The organism is Chthonobacter rhizosphaerae, assembly GCF_013839525.1.
Taxonomy (GTDB): Bacteria; Pseudomonadota; Alphaproteobacteria; order Rhizobiales; family Pleomorphomonadaceae; genus Chthonobacter; species Chthonobacter rhizosphaerae.
Genome location: NZ_JACDIS010000002.1, coordinates 163,162 through 180,105, shown reverse-complemented (window position 1 = coordinate 180,105; position 16,944 = coordinate 163,162). Strand labels below are relative to the sequence as shown.

At 69.1% G+C, this 16,944-nt stretch carries 13 protein-coding genes; 9 read left to right on the top strand and 4 right to left on the bottom strand.

The window, feature by feature from the left end; translation table 11 throughout:
• The first annotated feature begins 7 nt into the window (after positions 1-7).
• The 9 genes from HND91_RS04625 to HND91_RS04585 all read left to right on the top strand — a co-directional run bounded on the left by HND91_RS04625 (position 8) and on the right by HND91_RS04585 (position 13,872).
• Positions 8-1,768 (top strand): cbb3-type cytochrome c oxidase subunit I, encoded by a 1,761-nt coding sequence (locus tag HND91_RS04625; RefSeq protein WP_181705373.1) that lies wholly within the window; start codon positions 8-10, stop codon positions 1,766-1,768.
• On the top strand, positions 1,765-2,475 hold the full coding sequence (locus HND91_RS04620) for a cytochrome c oxidase subunit 3 (RefSeq protein WP_181705372.1): 711 nt from the start codon (positions 1,765-1,767) through the stop codon (positions 2,473-2,475). The genes HND91_RS04625 and HND91_RS04620 overlap by 4 nt, the downstream gene beginning before the upstream one ends.
• A 12-nt stretch (positions 2,476-2,487) precedes the next feature.
• Complete coding sequence (locus HND91_RS04615; protein ID WP_181705371.1) at positions 2,488-3,210, top strand: heme-copper oxidase subunit III family protein; 723 nt, start codon at positions 2,488-2,490, stop codon at positions 3,208-3,210.
• An 8-nt stretch (positions 3,211-3,218) separates the two neighbouring features.
• Positions 3,219-3,554, top strand: coding sequence for a cytochrome C oxidase subunit IV family protein (locus tag HND91_RS04610; protein WP_181705370.1), 336 nt, complete (start codon positions 3,219-3,221; stop codon positions 3,552-3,554).
• 355 nt (positions 3,555-3,909) lie between these two features.
• On the top strand, positions 3,910-4,692 hold the full coding sequence (locus HND91_RS04605; protein WP_181705369.1) for an SDR family NAD(P)-dependent oxidoreductase: 783 nt from the start codon (positions 3,910-3,912) through the stop codon (positions 4,690-4,692).
• Positions 4,689-5,450, top strand: coding sequence for an SDR family NAD(P)-dependent oxidoreductase (locus tag HND91_RS04600; protein WP_181705368.1), 762 nt, complete (start codon positions 4,689-4,691; stop codon positions 5,448-5,450). The genes HND91_RS04605 and HND91_RS04600 overlap by 4 nt, the downstream gene beginning before the upstream one ends.
• 638 nt (positions 5,451-6,088) lie before the next feature.
• Positions 6,089-7,819, top strand: coding sequence for a ShlB/FhaC/HecB family hemolysin secretion/activation protein (locus tag HND91_RS04595; protein WP_181705367.1), 1,731 nt, complete (start codon positions 6,089-6,091; stop codon positions 7,817-7,819).
• A gap of 792 nt (positions 7,820-8,611) precedes the next feature.
• Positions 8,612-13,072: a beta strand repeat-containing protein gene (locus HND91_RS04590; RefSeq protein ID WP_181705366.1), complete on the top strand. Its 4,461-nt coding sequence runs from the start codon at positions 8,612-8,614 to the stop codon at positions 13,070-13,072.
• Between the two features lie 197 nt (positions 13,073-13,269).
• On the top strand, positions 13,270-13,872 hold the full coding sequence (locus tag HND91_RS04585; RefSeq protein ID WP_181705365.1) for a ShlB/FhaC/HecB family hemolysin secretion/activation protein: 603 nt from the start codon (positions 13,270-13,272) through the stop codon (positions 13,870-13,872).
• Positions 13,873-13,976: 104 nt separating this feature from the next.
• Here the strand turns inward: HND91_RS04585 and sctU are convergent, their stop codons facing one another.
• Genes sctU through sctR form a run of 4 tightly spaced genes read right to left on the bottom strand, consistent with a single transcriptional unit; the run spans position 13,977 to position 16,887 of the window.
• Entirely contained in the window at positions 13,977-15,113 is a 1,137-nt protein-coding gene (gene sctU, locus HND91_RS04580) for a type III secretion system export apparatus subunit SctU (protein WP_181705364.1), read from the bottom strand.
• Positions 15,110-15,934: a type III secretion system export apparatus subunit SctT gene (gene sctT / locus HND91_RS04575; protein ID WP_181705363.1), complete on the bottom strand. Its 825-nt coding sequence runs from the start codon at positions 15,932-15,934 to the stop codon at positions 15,110-15,112. Before sctT ends, sctU begins: the two co-directional genes overlap by 4 nt.
• 6 nt (positions 15,935-15,940) lie before the next feature.
• Positions 15,941-16,189, bottom strand: a complete 249-nt coding sequence (gene sctS, locus HND91_RS04570; RefSeq protein WP_281379024.1) for a type III secretion system export apparatus subunit SctS — start codon at positions 16,187-16,189, stop codon at positions 15,941-15,943.
• A gap of 50 nt (positions 16,190-16,239) precedes the next feature.
• Positions 16,240-16,887: a type III secretion system export apparatus subunit SctR gene (gene sctR / locus HND91_RS04565; protein WP_181705361.1), complete on the bottom strand. Its 648-nt coding sequence runs from the start codon at positions 16,885-16,887 to the stop codon at positions 16,240-16,242.
• Between the last annotated feature and the right edge of the window lie 57 nt (positions 16,888-16,944).

Sequence of the window (16,944 nt, the reverse complement as noted above, 5' to 3'; positions counted from 1 at the left end):
GAGAGCAATGACCGAAATTCCGCTCGGCCCGGCAGTCGAAACAGAACCGTTTCATGACGACGACCTCTATCACCCCAGGTCCTGGCTGACGAAGTACGTGTTCAGCCAGGACGCCAAGGTCATCGCGATCCAGTACTCGGCGACCGCCCTGTTCCTCGGGTTCGTCGCCCTGGCGCTGTCCTGGCTGATGCGGCTCCAACTGGGCTTTCCGGATCTCGTGACCTTCATCGACGCCGATGCCTACTACCAGCTCATCACCATGCACGGCATGATGATGGTGGTCTACGTCCTGACGGCTCTCTTCCTCGGCGGCTTCGGCAACTACCTGATCCCGCTCATGGTCGGCGCCCGGGACATGGTCTTTCCCTACGCCAACATGCTGAGCTTCTGGCTCTATCTGGTCGCGGTCGTCCTCCTCCTCTCCACCTTCTTCCTTCCGGGCGGACCGACGGGCGCCGGCTGGACCCTCTACCCGCCCCAGGCCATCCTGTCGGGAACGCCGGGCCAGGAGTGGGGCATCATCCTGATGCTCCTGTCGCTCATCGTCTTCGTCATCGGCTTCACCATGGGCGGCCTCAACTACGTGGTCACCGTGCTGCAGGGACGGACCGAGGGCATGACGCTGATGCGCATGCCGCTGACCGTCTGGGGCATCTTCACCGCGAGCGTGATGGCGCTTCTCGCCTTCCCGGCCCTCTTCGTCGGCGCGGTGATGATGCTGTTCGACAAGCTGCTCGGCACCAGCTTCTTCATGCCGGCGCTGATCGAGATGGGCGAGCACCTGAAATACGGCGGCGGCAGCCCGGTGCTCTTCCAGCACCTCTTCTGGTTCTTCGGCCACCCGGAGGTCTACATCGTCGCGCTGCCGGCCTTCGGCATCGTGTCGGACCTCATCTCCACCCACGCCCGGCGTAACATATTCGGCTACCGGATGATGGTCTGGGCGATCATCGCGATCGGGGCGCTCAGCTTCGTCGTCTGGGCGCACCACATGTACGTCAGCGGGATGAACCCGTATTTCGGCTTCTTCTTCGCCACGACCACGCTGATCATCGCCATCCCGACGGCGATCAAGGTCTACAACTGGATCCTGACGCTCTGGCGCGGCGACATCCACCTGACGACGCCGATGCTCTTCTCGCTCGGCTTCATCATCACTTTCGTGAACGGCGGGCTGACCGGCCTCTTCCTCGGCAACGTGGTCGTCGACGTTCCGCTCTCCGACACGATGTTCGTGGTCGCGCACTTCCACATGGTCATGGGGGTGGCGCCGATCCTGGTCATCTTCGGGGCGATCTACCATTGGTATCCGAAGGTCACGGGCCGCATGCTCCACGAGGGGCTCGGCAAGCTGCACTTCTGGATCACCTTTCTCGGCGCCTACGCGATCTTCTTTCCCATGCACTATCTCGGCCTCATCGGCGTGCCGAGGCGCTACCACGAGATGGGCGACGCCACCTTCTTCCCCGAGTCCGCGCAGTCGCTGAACGCGGCGATCACCGTGATGGCCCTCGTGGTCGGGGCCTTCCAGTTCGTCTTCCTCTTCAACCTGATCTGGAGCCTGAGGCGCGGCGAGCCCGCGGGCGGCAATCCCTGGCGCGCCACATCCCTGGAATGGCAAACGCCGGAGACCCCTCCCCCGCACGGCAACTGGGGCAGGACCGTTCCGGTCGTCTACCGCTGGGCCTACGACTACAACGTGCCCGGCGCCGCCGAGGACTTCATCCCGCAGAACCAGCCGCCGGCAGCGGCCGGAGGCATGGCATGACGGTCGTGCTCGCCTTCCTGATCGTCGTCGCCGGCATCGCGGGCGTCTGGCTCGCGCGGCACGGCATCATGGAAAAGCCGTGGCTGCACGTCAGCCCCGCGAGCCCGACGCCCGGCCACGGGCGCGCCCGTCCGGCGGGCTCTCCGGGGAGGATAGGCCTCCGCGTCTTCCTGACCGTCGTGGGCGCGCTCTTCGCGGTGCTTCTCAGCGCCAACCTCATGCGCATGGAGGCCACCGACTGGCGGGTGCTGCCGAACCTGCCGCTCGTCTGGGTCGCCACGGCTTTCCTCGCCCTCAGCAGCGCCACGCTTCACGGGGCCGTGCTCTCGGCCCGCCGCCGCGACCCGGACGGCTTCGCCCACGCCATCGCCGCCGCGACGGTGACGGCCGCGGCCTTCCTCGTCACGCAGGTCCTGACGTGGCGACAGTTGGCGTCCGCGGGCGTCGGGCTTTCGGGAAACCCGGCCGCGTCCTTCTTCTACCTCCTGACCGGCCTGCACGGCCTCCACATCGTCGGCGGGCTGGCGGCCCTCGGGCGGTGCTGGGCGCGGTGGGCGCGCACGCGACGGCCTGAAGCTGTCCGCGAGGGCATCGAACTCTGCGCCGTCTACTGGCACGTGCTCCTGGCCATCTGGCTGATCCTGGCGGCGGTTCTCACCGGCTGGGCCGGCGCGTTCGCCGCCACCTGTCTGAGCCTCGTCCGATGAGGAGCGCCCGACATGACTGAGTCCGCCCTTCCCCGCACAGCGGCCGGCTCGCCGACCAGGGCCGGCCTGCGCAGCGTCGCCTCCGATCTCGCCTCCGACAGGCGCGCATTCAGGACCGCGTCCTGGGGCAAGGCGATGATGTGGATCTTTCTCCTCAGCGACACCTTCGTCTTCGGCTGCTTCCTGATCGCCTACATGACGGCGCGGATCTCGACTCCGGAACCCTGGCCCAACGCCAGCCAGGTCTTCTCGCTCGAGGTCGCCGGAACGGCCTTTCCGCTGCTCCTCATCGCCATCATGACCTTCGTGCTGATCAGCAGCAGCGGCACCATGGCGCTGGCGGTCAACTACGCCTTCCGGCGCGACCGCCGGACGACCACGGCCCTGATGCTGGCCACCGCCGCGCTCGGCGCCACCTTCGTCGGCATGCAGGCGTTCGAGTGGTCCAAGCTGATCCACGAAGGCGTGAGGCCCTGGGGCAATCCGTTCGGTGCCGCCCAGTTCGGCTCGACCTTCTTCATGATCACGGGCTTCCACGGAACCCACGTGACCATAGGCGTGATCTTCCTGCTGATCATCGCCCGAAAGGTCTGGCGCGGCGACTACGAGGAGGGCCGGCGGGGCTTCTTCACCAGCCGCCGCGGCCACTATGAGGCCGTCGAAATCCTCGGCCTCTACTGGCACTTCGTCGACCTGGTCTGGGTCTTCATCTTCGCGTTCTTCTATCTGTGGTGAGGTCCGCCATGGCATCCCCTTCCGCCGCCCACGCGCAGCAGCATCCCCTGAAGCTCTACTTCGTGGTCTGGACCTGGCTGTTCGTGCTCAGCGCCCTGTCGTACATGGTGGACTATCTCGATTTCGCTGGCGCCGCCCGCTACGGACTCATTCTGCTCTTCATGATCCTCAAGGCCGGGCTGATCGTCGCCGTGTTCATGCACATGGCCTGGGAGCGGCCGACCCTGATCCTCGCCATCCTGGCACCGGTCGTGGCGGTCCTGGCCTTCGTGGCGATCATGGCCGTCGAGGCCGATTACACCCTGGTCACCAGGATCGCCAACTTCGCCCCCGGACCTTCGTAAGTCCGGCGTCCGCATGGCCGGTCCGGCGGGAAGCATGCCCGCTCGTAGGCGTGCGCATCCATGCCGCCGGCCATCGCAAAGCCTCCCGCCTGCTCGCCGACGCGACCGGGGCGACAACGCCCGCCGGGACGTGTATCTGCATGAGATCCGGGAAGGACGCGGTCCTGACGATGCTGAGGAGGGTCTCGGTTGTCTCGGCGATCTCCAAGGTCGTTCGGCTATGCGGACCCCAAAGCTTGGAACGCTGGCGTGCCGACCTCGCCGATTGGCCGGCCGTCCGCCGCGACGTCATGATCCCCCGTCCTGACCGCCCCTCGCCGCTCTCCCATCCCGCGGACCCCACCGATCGACGCCGATGAGCCCTGATCCCGACCCCGCCACCGCTTCCGCTCCCCACCGCTCCGTCCTGGTGACCGGGGCGGGCAGCCCGACCGGGATCGGCTTCGCGGCCGCCCGTCTCCTGGCGCGGCGCGGCCACACCGTCGCCATCGCGTCGACCACCCTGCGCATCGAGGAGCGCGCGGCGGAGCTTCGCGCCGAGGGGCTCGACGTCCACGGCCACGTGGCGGATCTCACCGATCCGGCGGCCGTGGCGCGACTGGCCGCCGCCATTGGTCCGGTCGACATTCTCGTCAACAACGCCGGCATGGCGAGCCTTGGCGCGCTCGACGCCACGGGCGAGCTGGAGACCATCCCGGACGACCTCTGGCACCGCGTCATCGATCGGAACCTCACCACCGCCTTCGCGATGATCCGGGCCGTCCTGCCGGGCATGAAGGCGCGCGGCTGGGGGCGCATCGTCAACGTGTCCTCCACAACCGGAGCGGTGGCGGGCGTCGCCGGCGACAGCGCCTACGCGGCCGCCAAGGCCGGAATGGTCGGCCTCACCCGATCGCTCTGCCTGGAGGTGGCGCGGTCGGGCGTGACGGCGAACTGCGTCGCCCCGGGCTGGATCGCCACGGGCTCGCAGACCGACGAAGAGGCGGCCGCCGGACGGGCGACGCCCATCGGACGATCCGGCCGCCCCGACGAGGTGGCGAGCTGCATCGACTGGCTCGCCTCCGAGGGCGCGTCCTATGTGACCGGGCAGCTCGTCGTGGTGGACGGCGGCAACAGCATGATCGAGGACAAGCGATGACGACGCGCGCCATCCTGGTCACCGGCGCCGCAGGCGGCATCGGCGCCGCCACGGCGCGCCGGTTCGCGGCGTCCGGCTGGCGGGTGCTCCTGACCGATCGCGACCGGGATCGGCTGGAGGCCGTTGCCGCGGAACTCCCCGGCTCGGCCGTCCACGCCGCAGACGTCACCGACGGCGCGGCGTGCCGGGCGATCGTCGCCTGGGCCGCCGCCACCGCAGGTCGGCTCGACGCCCTCGTCAACGCGGCCGGGATCTGGCGCGAAGGCCCGGCGGAGGACACCACCGAGGAGGACGTCGACGCGATCCTCGGCGTCAACGTGCGCGCGGTCTGCCTTCTCTCGGCCGCCGCGATCCCGCACCTGAAGGAGACCGAGGGCCTGATCGTCAACCTGTCCAGCGACGCCGGCATCCAGGGCAACGCGGGCGCGGCGGTCTATTGCGCGTCGAAGGGCGCGGTCTCGCTCTATACCAAGGCCCTCGCGCTGGAGCTCGCGCCGCACGGCGTGCGCGTCAACGCGGTCTGCCCGGGCGACGTGGACACGCCGATGATGGCCTATCAGGCGCGCCGCTACGGCGGCGGCGACGAGGCGGGCTATGTCCGCCGCATTCTCGCCGGCTATCCGCAGGGCGAGGGCCGCGCCCGCCTGATCCGTGCCGAGGAGGTCGCCGGCCTCATCCACTACCTCGCCCAGCCCGAGGCCGCGCCGATCACCGGCGCGCTTCTGTCCATCGACTTCGGCTATTCCGCCGGGAAGTGAGCGCCCCTGCCCTGCCATCCGAGGCGGCGGGAAGTAAGCTTGAGCCGCCAAGCGGCACCGTTCCTCGTTGAGCAGCGACGTACCACCTTGACCGATGGCCGGACGGCCTCGTCAACGGCGACACGATCACCGGCGTCACCCTGTCGAGCACCGGCGCCGCGGCGACAGCGACGGTCCGCAGACTGACCACCCCCCTGTCCCGTCGACCTGAGCTGGACCGCCGAGCAGACGTCGACGGCAACGCTCTCGCCGGGTCTTGGACCTGCCACGGCTCGAGTAACGCCGAGGGTTCGAGTGCGGACCCGAACCGAGCGGCCGGACTGCCGGCTCCGCCGGCCCGAGCGGTCAGGCGGTGCGTCGCCATTCGGGCGGGTTCCGGGGCGGGCCGGCCATGACCCGGCCAATGACGGGACTGGTGCCGCCATCGCGACCGACGATCGGGGCGGAGGCAGCACAGATGCAGAATCTGCTGGTCGGTTTGACTTCACTGAGAATGATTGTAGAAATTAACTATGTCTGATTCTGCGGGGTGCCCGGTGGCGAGCAGCATTCTTCTCCGTCGCGACCATGCAAGCCGATCCGGCCACGCCGGCTGGCCTGACCGACGTGTCGGGCCTTTGCTTGGAACGATCACGGCGGTGCGCGCGCTCGTTGGCTGTCTGGCCGCCGTGTGCATCCTGACGCCGATTGCGGGAGAGCCGGCCTCCGCCCAGACGGCCGGTCAGATCACGCCGTCGACGCTCCAGCCGGCACCGCCGACCGCGCGGCCTGTTGTGGCGCTGCCCGAGTCGGGCCCGGGCGAGGCGCCCGTGGGCGCCGGCGGATTGACGGTGCGGCTCGCCGGTGTCGACGTGACGGGCACGCTGGCGGGCTTCGAGCAGACGACCGCCGCCCTGCTGGAGCCGCTGGCCGGGCGTGACGTCAGCGTGGCCGCCCTGTTCGCGGCCGCGGGCGCGCTGGAAAGAGCCTACGCCAGCAAAGGCTACCTTCTGGCGCGCGTGATCGTTCCCGCGCAGACGCTGGAGGACGGGGGACGCATGAGCCTCGTCGTTCTGGACGGCTTCATCGAGCGGATCGACGACAGTGCCTTGCCGGCGCGGGTGCGCGCACGGATCGCGGCCGTGACCGGGTCGCTCGTCGGCCGGAGGTCGATCCGGCGTGACGACATCGAGCGGCGGCTGCTGATTGCGGGCGAGACCCCCGGCACCGCCCTCCGCTCGATCCTGAAACGCGGCGCCGAGAAGGGCGGCGCCGTCCTTGTGCTCGAAACCGACCATCGCCCGGTCTCCGGCAGCGTCGGGTTCGACAACGGCATGTCGGACGCCCTTGGCAACTGGCGGATGACGAGCAGCTTCGAGCTCAATTCGGTCGCCGGGCGCGGCGAGCAGCTCTACCTGGGATTTGCAGGCCACCCCACCCTCAGCGACACGATCGGGTTTTTCGCCTCCGATCCCCGCAACCGCTCCATCGGGGGCGGCGCCACGCTGCCCATCGGATCGGACGGACTGTTGGTCAATCTGGAGGCGATCCGCACCGACGCCTCGCCAAGACCCGACCCGGCGGCACCAACCTTCTCATCCTCCTTCGAGCGCTATTCGGCGCGGCTACGCTATCCCTTCCTCAAGTCCCGCGCGTTCGCCCTCTCGACCGAAGTCGCCTTCGACGTGATACAGGACCGGGTCGACACGATCGCCCCGACGGCGACTTCGTTGTCGCTCGACGAGTTGCGCGTCTTGCGTGCCTCCGTGAACCTCTCCATCGCCTCGCCGTGGGACGATGCGGTCTCCGCGAGGATCGCCTTCGCGCACGGGCTCGACGCCTTCGGCGCACGCGCGGCCAGCGACGCCACGGCCGTCCTGCCCCTTTCGCGCGAGGGCGCCGACAGCGACTTCCGCAAGGTCGAGGCCGTGCTGTCGTGGAGCCGGCAGGTCGCGGACCATCTGGCGGTCGGCGCGACCACCGCCGCGCAATGGTCCTTCGGCGACCCTTTGCCGGGCTCGGAAATGTTCAGCCCTGCCCTGTCCTCCTCGTCGTTAGGCTTCGACATGGGGTCCATCCAAGGTGACGCCGGTTACTGGCTCCGCGGCGAGATTGCGTCGCCGTGGTCCTTCGCGACCGGCCATGGGCTGGACTTGACGCTGGAGCCCTACACCTTCGGGGGGATCGGCCAAGTCTGGCTGGAAGAGCCCACGGCCGCCGAGCGCGCATCCACCCGGCTCGGCTCCATCGGCGCCGGCCTGCGCCTTGGCACCGCCGCCGCCACCGATCCGCGCCGGTTCGACGTCTCGTTCGAATGGGCCCGGCAGTACCGGTCCGGCTCCGAGGACGAAGAAGACCGCTTCACCTCCCTGGCGACGTTCCGGTTCTGATCAGGCGTCGCCAACTCAGGCAGCTCCGTCCGGGCTTTGATGTCGTAGATGGAAGAGGTCGAAAAGACGTGGCCACATAGCGTCTCGCTGATCACCTTCTGTGTCCATCTCCGCCTGCGGCGAAACCAGCGCCAGCACGGAGCAGGCGAACAGCTCGGTGGCGAACAGCCCGCTACGGTCTGCCGCAGCTGACGCTCGATCTCTCAGCCCCGGTCGGCGGCTCCACCATGCCGCTGGCGCAGATAGATGTTCGGCAGGTCCGGTCGGGGTCTACGCCGTTGACCGGCCGCGCGAGGTCTCGACTGACAGAGGACGACGCGGTCCTGACGATGCGGAGGAGAATTTCGGCCGTGTTGGCGAGCCAAGGGCCATCTGAACAGGCCAACCCCGAAGCTTGGAGCGCTGCCGTGCCGACCTCGCCAGCGGATACGCTATTCGATAAGAAGCGTCATTGACATTTATGCCGATGACCGACTTAGCATTCGCCGGTTGAATCGGGTCCCATGGCCGAGTCGCCGCCGCATCGGCCGTGCCGGCGATGACGTTCGACGAGCGCATTGCCGATGCCATGACAGTCTTCGATTTCAGATCGCATCCCGATGCCGGCCCTTGGATCTCTTGGTTTGAGGACGCCGGATGACTAGGTCAGTCATGATTGATCTCACCTGTGTGTGGCCCGCTTGGATGTACCGGGCCGGACGAGACCGGCTCGACCGATCGCGTGGTCCTGCCGAGATCGACCGGGCGACGATCGAACCGGCCCGCTTGAAAGCCTCGACGCCTCGCTGGTCCATGCTCCCTCGCCTGGGGCTGCGGCTGCTGCTGTCGACCGCGCTCGTTGGCTCGGGGTCGACGCCGGCCTTCGCGCAGCAGGTTCCGCAGGGCGGCAGTCTAGCGGCCGGCAGCGCGTCGATCGCCTCGTCGGCCGAAAACGCCATGACGATCACCCAGACCTCGTCGAACGCGGTGCTGAACTGGCAAAGCTTCTCGATCGGCCAGGGGGCGAGCGTGACAGTCGCGCAGCCCTCCTCGTCGTCCGCCCTCGTCAACCGCGTGACCGGCGGCGCCACCAGCACGATCGCGGGCCGGCTCGCCGCGAACGGCCGGGTCTACCTGATCAACCCGAACGGCATCACCCTCACGCCCACCGGCACGGTGTCGGCCGGCGGCGGCTTCGTCGCCTCCTCGCTCGACATCGCCGACGGCGACTTCATGGCCGGCCGGCGGAGCTTCTCGGGCAAGGGCGGCCGGGTGGTGAACCGGGGCGCGATCACCGTCGGCCGGGGCGGCTACGCGGCGCTGATCGGCGGCGAGGTGGACAACGCCGGGACCATCACGGTGCCGCTAGGCCGCGTCGGGCTGGGGTCCGGCAAACGGGTGACGCTCGACCTCGCGGGCGACGGCTTTCTGCAGGTCGAGGCTCCGGTCGAGGACGGCGCGGTCTCCAACTCCGGGCGCCTGTCCGCCGACGGCGGATCGGTGGAGATGAAGGCCTCGGCCGCCCGGGACGCCGCCCGCACCGTCGTCAACATGTCGGGCATCATCGAGGCGAGAACCGTCTCGGGCCGGTCCGGCAAGGTCGTGCTCGGCGGCGACGGCGGAACGGTGGCGGTGTCCGGGGCGATCCGCGCCAGCGCCGGACCGGTGGCCGCCGCGACGCCGTTGCCGAGACCCCGGCCGGCCGCCGGCTCGGTCATCATCACGGGCGACGACATAGCCCTGACCGGCGCCCAGATCGACGTTTCCGGCCCGTCCGGCGGCGGCTCGGTGCGGATCGGCGGCGACTACCAGGGTCGGGGCGAGCTTCAGCGCGCCAGAACGGTCGCCATCGACAAGGCCAGCGTCATCGACGCAAGCGCCCTTGAAGCCGGTTCCGGCGGCCGGGTCATCGTCTGGTCCGACGTGCGGACCGAGTTCGCCGGCGCGATCCGCGCCCGGGGCGGCGCACGGTCGGGCGACGGCGGCTTCGCGGAGGTCTCCGGCAAGGCTCTGCTCGGCTACACCGGGCTCGCCGACTTTTCGGCCCCGGCCGGCCGCTTCGGCACGCTGTTGCTGGATCCCTACAACGTCGTCATCTCGAACGGCGCCCAGACCACGGGCGGCGGCTTTGCGGCGACCGGCACCGACAGCGTCATCAACGCCGCCACGCTGGGGACCCAGCTTCAATCGGCCAATGTCACGGTCACCACGGGCGGCGCCGGGTCGCCCGGACCGCAGGCGGGCGACATCACGGTCGCGGCGCCGGTGGCGTGGACGGCCGCGACGACGCTGACGCTGTCGGCCTTCCGCAACATCGCCATCGACGCGCCGATCACCGCGTCGGGCGGCGGCCGCCTGGCGCTTCACTACGGCCAGGGCGCCGTCAGCGCCGGCAACACGGCGCGCTACACGGTGTCCGCGCCGGTCACCCTCACGGCGGGGCAGACCTTCTCGACCAGGCTCGGGCATGACGGCGCGGTGACGACCTATCAGGTCATCACCAGCCTCGGTGCCGCGGGCAGCACGACCGGCGAGGACCTGCAGGGCATGCGGGGCAACCTCGCCCGACACTACGCCCTCGGCGCCGACATCGACGCGAGCGCCACGGCCGCCTGGAACGGCGGCGCCGGGTTCAACCCGGTGGGGAATTTCACGAACAGGTTTAATGGCTCGTTCGACGGCCTCGGCCACACGATCAGGGGCCTCACGATCAACCGGCCGGGCCAGTCGAACGTCGGCCTGTTCGGCGCGACCGGGGTGGGCTCGGCGATCCGCACCGTCGGCCTCGTCGGCGGAATGGCAAGAGGAGAAATCTTTGTCGGCGGGCTGGTCGGGTTGAACGACGGCACGGTCTCGAATAGCTACGCCACGGACGCGGTCACAGGGTCCGAGGGTGTCGGCGGGCTGGTCGGGGCGAACCGCGGCACGGTCTCGTCGAGTCACGCCACGGGCGCGGTCGGGGGGACCACCGACCTCGGCGGGCTGGTCGGGTTGAACGACGGCGGCACGGTCTCGAATAGCTACGCCACGGGCGCGGTGACGGGGTCAGCGGGTGTCGGCGGGCTGGTTGGGGCGAACGACCGCGGCACGGTCTCGAATAGCTACGCCACGGGCGCTGTCACGGCGACCACTGAAGTCGGCGGGCTGGTCGGGACGAACGACGGCGGCACGGTCTCGAATAGCTACGCCACGGGCGCGGTCGGGGGGGCCACTTACCTCGGCGGGCTGGTCGGGTTGAACGACGGCGGCACGGTCTCGAATAGCTACGCCACGGGCGCGGTGACAGGGTCCGATGGTGTCGGCGGGCTGGTCGGGTTGAACCTCGGCACGGTCTCGTCGAGCTACGCCACGGGCGGGGTCGGTGCGACCACTGAAGTCGGAGGGCTGGTTGGGGCGAACCTCGGCACGGTCTCGTCGAGCTACGCCACGGGCGCGGTCGGTGGGACCGCTGAAGTCGGAGGGCTGGTTGGGGCGAACCTCGGCACGGTCTCGTCGAGCTACGCCACGGGCGCGGTCGGGGGGGCCACTGGCCTCGGCGGGCTGGTCGGGTTGAACGTTGGCACGGTCTCGTCGAGCTACGCCACGGGCGCGGTGAATGGCACCCATTATGTCGGCGGGCTGGTCGGGGCGAACGACGGCACGGTCTCGTCGAGCTTCTGGAACACCTTGACCTCCGGCCGGACGACCAGCGACGGCGGCACGGGCCTCAACACGGCTCAAATGCGCGACCCCTTCACGTTCATCGATGCGGGCTGGGATTTCATCAACGAGTGGGGCAAGTCGACGACGGGCGCGAACGACGGCTCCATGATGCTGCGCGGCGTCTCGACTGGCCTGTTCGACGACTATGTCCGGCTGTCCGGCAACACGTCTCGGATCTATGGCGACCCGAACCCGAGCCTGTCGGGACTCGGCATCGACCGCGTCGGCGCGGGCACCGTGACCGTCGGCTGGGGCAGCGCGATCACCGGCGCCTCGCGGGTCGGCACCTACGCCTATGCGGACCCGAACGTCCTGTCCGTGGCGGAGGCGTCCGGGCGCAGCGTCTACACCGACTACGGAACCGGCACCCTGACAGTGACGCCGCGCGATCTCCTCGTGACGGCCCGGAACGCCACCAAGATCTATGGCGAGACACTGGCCTTCGACGGCACGGAGTTCACGGCGGACGGCCTCATCAACGGCGACACGATCACCGGCGTCACCCTGTCGAGCGCCGGCGCCGCGGCGACAGCGACGGTCCGCGCCGGCGGCTATGGGATCGCGGCGGCGGACGCCCAGGGCACCGGCCTCGGCAACTACACGACCCGCTACGCCTCCGGCACCCTGACGGTGACGCCACGCGATCTCCTCGTGACGGCCCGGAACGCCACGAAGATCTATGGCGAGACACTGGCCTTCGGCGGCACGGAGTTCACGGCGGACGGCCTCGTCAACGGCGACACGATCACCGGCGTCACCCTGTCGAGCGCGGGCGCCGCGGCGACAGCGACGGTCCGCGCCGGCGGCTATGGCATCGCGGCGGCGGACGCCCAGGGCACCGGCCTCGGCAACTACACGACCCGCTACGCCTCCGGCACCCTGACGCTGACGCCACGCGATCTCCTCGTGACGGCCCGGAACGCCACCAAAATCTATGGCGAGAGATTGGCCTTCGGCGGCAAGGCGTTCACGGCGGACGGCCTCGTCAACGGCGACATCATCACCGGCGTCACCCTGTCGAGCGCCGGCGCCGCGGCGACAGCGACGGTCCGCGGCGGCCCCTATGCCATCGCGGCGGCGGACGCCCAGGGCACCGGCCTCGGCAACTACACGACCCGCTACGCCTCCGGCACCCTGACGGTGACGCCGCGCCCCATCACGGTGTCGGCCGGTCCGGCGGTTCGGCGACACGGAACGCCCAATCCACCGCTGCGCTTCCGGGTGGTCGCCGGCAGCCTTGTGAACGGCGACGGCTTCACCGGTGCGCTCGCCAGCATGGCGGACGCCGGGTCACCGGTCGGAACCTATCGGATCCAACGCGGTTCGCTGACGGCCGGCGACAACTACGATCTGACCTACCTCCCAGGCACCCTGACCGTGATCGCGCCGACAGACCCATCCCAGCTCACACCCGACCTGGCGGCATGGATCATCGACAGTCGCTGGCCGCCCGTCGCTCTGGAGCCGGACGGCGGCGACGCCCCCGCTCCGAATGGCCTCTTCCTGAAGACCCCGATGGCCAAGTGCGGCATGGACCGCGTCTGGCCATGTCTCGTGACCGAAGGAAACTGACCGCACGGTGTTCCGTCGACATGAGTCGGACCGGCGAGCAGACGTCGACGACTGCGTTCGCGCAGGTTCCTTGCCACGGTGGCGGCTCCGGCGTCGCCCAGGGTCCGGAAGCGGACCCGAACCAAGCGGCCGGACCGCCGGCTCTGCCGCCCAAAGCGGTGCGTCGCCCTCCGCCCGGGTTCCGGGACGGGAGGGACATGACCGGGCCGATGTCGGGGCTCGAGCCGCCACCACGATCGACGATCGGGGGCCCCTTCGGCGCACGCTCGGCCGGCGACGCCACGGCCGCCCTGCCCCTTTCGCGCGAGGGCGCCGACAGCGACTTCCGCAAGGTCGAGGCCGTGCTGTCGTGGAGCCGGCAGGTCGCGAACCATCTGGCGGTCGGCGCGACCACCGCGGCGCAATGGTCCTTCGGCGACCCTTTGCCGGGCTCGGAAATGTTCAGCCCTGCCCTGTCCTCCTCGTCGTTAGGCTTCGACACGGGGTCCATCCAAGGTGACGCCGGTTACTGGCTCCGCGGCGAGATTGCCTCGCCGTGGTCCTTCGCCACCGGCCATGGGCTGGACGTGACGCTGGAGCCCTACACCTTCGGGGGGATCGGCCAAGTCTGGCTGGACGAGCCCACGGCCGCCGAGCGCGCATCCACCCGGCTCGGCTCCGTCGGCGCCGGCCTGCGTCTTGGCACCGCCGCCGCCACCGATCCGCGCCGGTTCGACGTCTCGTTCGAATGGGCCCGGCAGTACAGGTCCGGCTCCGACGACGAAGACCGTTTCACCTCCCTGGCGACCTTCCGGTTCTGATCAGGCATCGCCAACTCAGGCAGCTCCGTGAACCGCTCCGTGTTTGGTCGACAAAGACGGAGCCGTCCCGACCGCCTGCCCGGGGAAGCCGACCGACCACGGCTTCATCGAGAGCCGGTCCAGGACGGAGCATGCCTGTGGTCGCCAGCCTCCATGTCGATGTCGCCATGGGTGAGGCGGCCGTCGTAGAGCCGGTCCCGGTGCCGATCCACCCATGCCAGCACCTCGGCGACGGCGTCGAACAGGTCGTCCGGCACATAGCCGCCGAGCTCCGCCTCGGCGTGGAGGGCGCGGGCGAGCGGCGCGTTGCGGAACACGGGCACGCCCGCCTCCTCCGCCTGCGCCCGGAGATAGTAGGCGGTGAGGTTCCGCCCCTTGGCGACCACCATCGGCAGCGGGGTCTCGTCCGGCACGTAGCGGATCGCGACGGCGAAGTGGGTCGGGTTGACCACGAGCGCCGTGGACTTCCGGGTGGCGGCCCCGGCGTCGCTCATCACCAGTTCGTGGGCAAGCTGCTTGCGCATGCCCTTCACGTGCGGGTCGCCCTCGCTTTCCTTGTACTCCCGCTTCACGTCCTCCTTCGTCATCATAAGGCTCTTGGTGTGCGAGCGCTTCTGGTAGGCGAAGTCCGCGAGAGCCACGACGATGAAGGCGAGCGCCGTGTAGACGAGCACGTCGGAGAGGACGCTCGACGTGATGGCGAGGATGCAGGGCATGCCGCACGGCATGGCGGTAATGTAGGGCCCGATCGCCTTCTCCAGCACGATGGTGAGGAGCACCGTCAGGAAGACGATCTTGAGGATCGACTTCAGCGTCTCCACCAGCTGCTTCATGGAGAAGATGCGCTTGAAACCCGCCGAGGGGCTGATTTTCTCCAGGGACGGCTTGGCCCCCTCGAAGGCGAACAGCGGCCCCACCTGGAAGTAATTGGCGGCGATCGCCGCCACGATGCAGACGAGGAGGACCGGCGCCATGATGATGATCGTCTCGCGCGAGACGAAGAGGATCGCCGCCCACACGACGGCCCGGTAGTCGCCGTCCGGCGTGGCGGCCACATGGTCCATCATGGCGATCATCCGCTCCAGCATGCCCGGGAACGTGGCCGCCAGCACGCCGATCACCGCGATGAGGGACGCCGCCGTCACCACGTCCTGGCTGCGCGCGACCTGGCCCTTGGCGCGGGCGTCGCGAAGCTTCTTCGGCGTCGGCTGTTCGGTCTTGTCGCCGGACGATCCGCTCACGGGGCCGCCTCCGGCGCCTCGGGCGCGAGCTGCTCCTGGACCGCCCGGACATAGCCGCCCGCGTCGGTCAGGCTCTTGGCGCCGTAGGGCAGCAGGACCTGGAAGTAGAAGATCAGCATGAAGATCGCCAGGCCGCTCTTGATCGGCATGGCGACCACGAAGACCTGCAGCTGAGGCGCGAAGCGGCTGACGAGGGCGAGCGCGAATTCCGCCACGAACATGGCGGCGATGATCGGCGCGCTCATGATGATCGCCGTCTCCAGGGCGTGGTCGAACATGCGCAGGATCAGGGCCGGGAAGTCGTCGGTCAGCACCGGCAGACCGCTCGTCGCCGGCCAGAGCGCGAAGGACTGGTAGAGGATGCCGACGATCGGCAGCACCGCGCCCGTGGTGAACAGATAGGTCAGGAAGGCCTGCGAGAAGAGAAGGCCGAGCGGCGACGATTCATGCCCCTGGAGCGGGTCGATGGACGACGCGATCGCGGCGCCACGCTGGTTGTCGATCAGGGCGCCGGCCGCCTGAATCGACCAGAAGGCCCAGCCGATCAGGTAGCCGAGCAGGAAGCCGATGACGAACTCCTTGGCGACATGGAACGCGAAGGCGCCGGCGGTGCGCTCGAAGTCGTCCGCGTAGGCAAGGTTCAGCGGCACCACCGGCATGGCGAGAACCAGAACGGCCGCGGTCCGGGCGAGCCGCGGAACCGCCCCGGGGTTCAGCAGCTGGGAGGTGGCCAGGAAGGCGTAGATGCGGGGCAGCGTCAGGAGAAGCGCGATCAGCTCGTCATCGAAAAGGTTGAAGAAGAGCCGCAGGGCCTCGGTCATCGTCGGTCACGTCAAGGTCGGGAAGTCGTTGAACAGCTTCAGCGTGTAGAGCAGCACCTGCGACCCGAGAAAGCTCGCCATGGCGGCGATGGTGGCAGCGACGGCGATCAGCTTGATGGCGAAGGAGAGGGTCTGTTCCTGGATCTGCGTCAGCGCCTGGAGCAGGCTGACGACGATGCCGACCACGGACGCCACGATGATCGGCGGCATGGAGAGGATCATGACCAGCATCATCGACTCGGTCAGGAGCCTCATTGCGTCTTCCGGTTGCATGTCGCCCTCCTTCGCCGGTCCGGCTCGGCCGTTCAGGCCGGCACGTAGGTCTTCACGAGGCCGAGGATGAGCCGGGACCAGCCGTCCACCATGACGAACAGGAACAGCTTGAACGGCAGCGAGATGGTCAGCGGGCTCACCATCATCATGCCCATGGCGAGCAGGATGTTGGACACGATGAGGTCGATGGCGATGAACGGCAGGTAGAGGAGGAAGCCGATCTCGAAGGCTTCGCGCAGCTGGCTCACCGTGAAGGCCGGCAACACCACCGCGATGCTGTCCATGGTCAGCTGGGCGGCGAGGTCCGGAGGCCAAAGGCTGCGCGCCGCCTCGATGAAGAAGGCCTTCTCGCGCGGCGCCGCATGGGTATCCAGAAAGCGGATCAGCGGCCCGCTCCCGGCCTCGTAGGCGGCGCGAAGCCCCTCCACGGTGTTCAGCGTGTGCGGCGTGGCGGTCAGGATGTCGACCGTCTGCACCACCACCGGCGCCATGATGTAGGCCGACAGGATCAGCGCCAGGGCGTTCAGCGCCATGTTGGGCGGCACCTGCTGGACGCCGAGCGCATTGCGCACCAGGAGGAGCACGACCGAGATCTTGATGAACGAGGTCGCCACCACGGCCAGGAACGGGAAGAGGGCAGCCGCGCCGAAGACGAGGATCAGGTTGAACGGGTCGGTCACGCGGCCCTCCCCGTCGCGGTTGCGCCGCCGCTGTCCGGCCTCTGGCCGCGCATCGTC

Coding starts and splice junctions, on each gene's coding strand:
- HND91_RS04625 (WP_181705373.1), top strand. CDS start 8: ATGACCGAAATTCCGCTCGGCCCGGCAGTCGAAACAGAACCGTTTCAT.
- HND91_RS04620 (WP_181705372.1), top strand. CDS start 1,765: ATGACGGTCGTGCTCGCCTTCCTGATCGTCGTCGCCGGCATCGCGGGC.
- HND91_RS04615 (WP_181705371.1), top strand. CDS start 2,488: ATGACTGAGTCCGCCCTTCCCCGCACAGCGGCCGGCTCGCCGACCAGG.
- HND91_RS04610 (WP_181705370.1), top strand. CDS start 3,219: ATGGCATCCCCTTCCGCCGCCCACGCGCAGCAGCATCCCCTGAAGCTC.
- HND91_RS04605 (WP_181705369.1), top strand. CDS start 3,910: ATGAGCCCTGATCCCGACCCCGCCACCGCTTCCGCTCCCCACCGCTCC.
- HND91_RS04600 (WP_181705368.1), top strand. CDS start 4,689: ATGACGACGCGCGCCATCCTGGTCACCGGCGCCGCAGGCGGCATCGGC.
- HND91_RS04590 (WP_181705366.1), top strand. CDS start 8,612: ATGCTCCCTCGCCTGGGGCTGCGGCTGCTGCTGTCGACCGCGCTCGTT.
- HND91_RS04585 (WP_181705365.1), top strand. CDS start 13,270: ATGACCGGGCCGATGTCGGGGCTCGAGCCGCCACCACGATCGACGATC.
- sctT (WP_181705363.1), bottom strand. CDS start 15,934: ATGACCGAGGCCCTGCGGCTCTTCTTCAACCTTTTCGATGACGAGCTG.
- sctS (WP_281379024.1), bottom strand. CDS start 16,189: ATGAGGCTCCTGACCGAGTCGATGATGCTGGTCATGATCCTCTCCATG.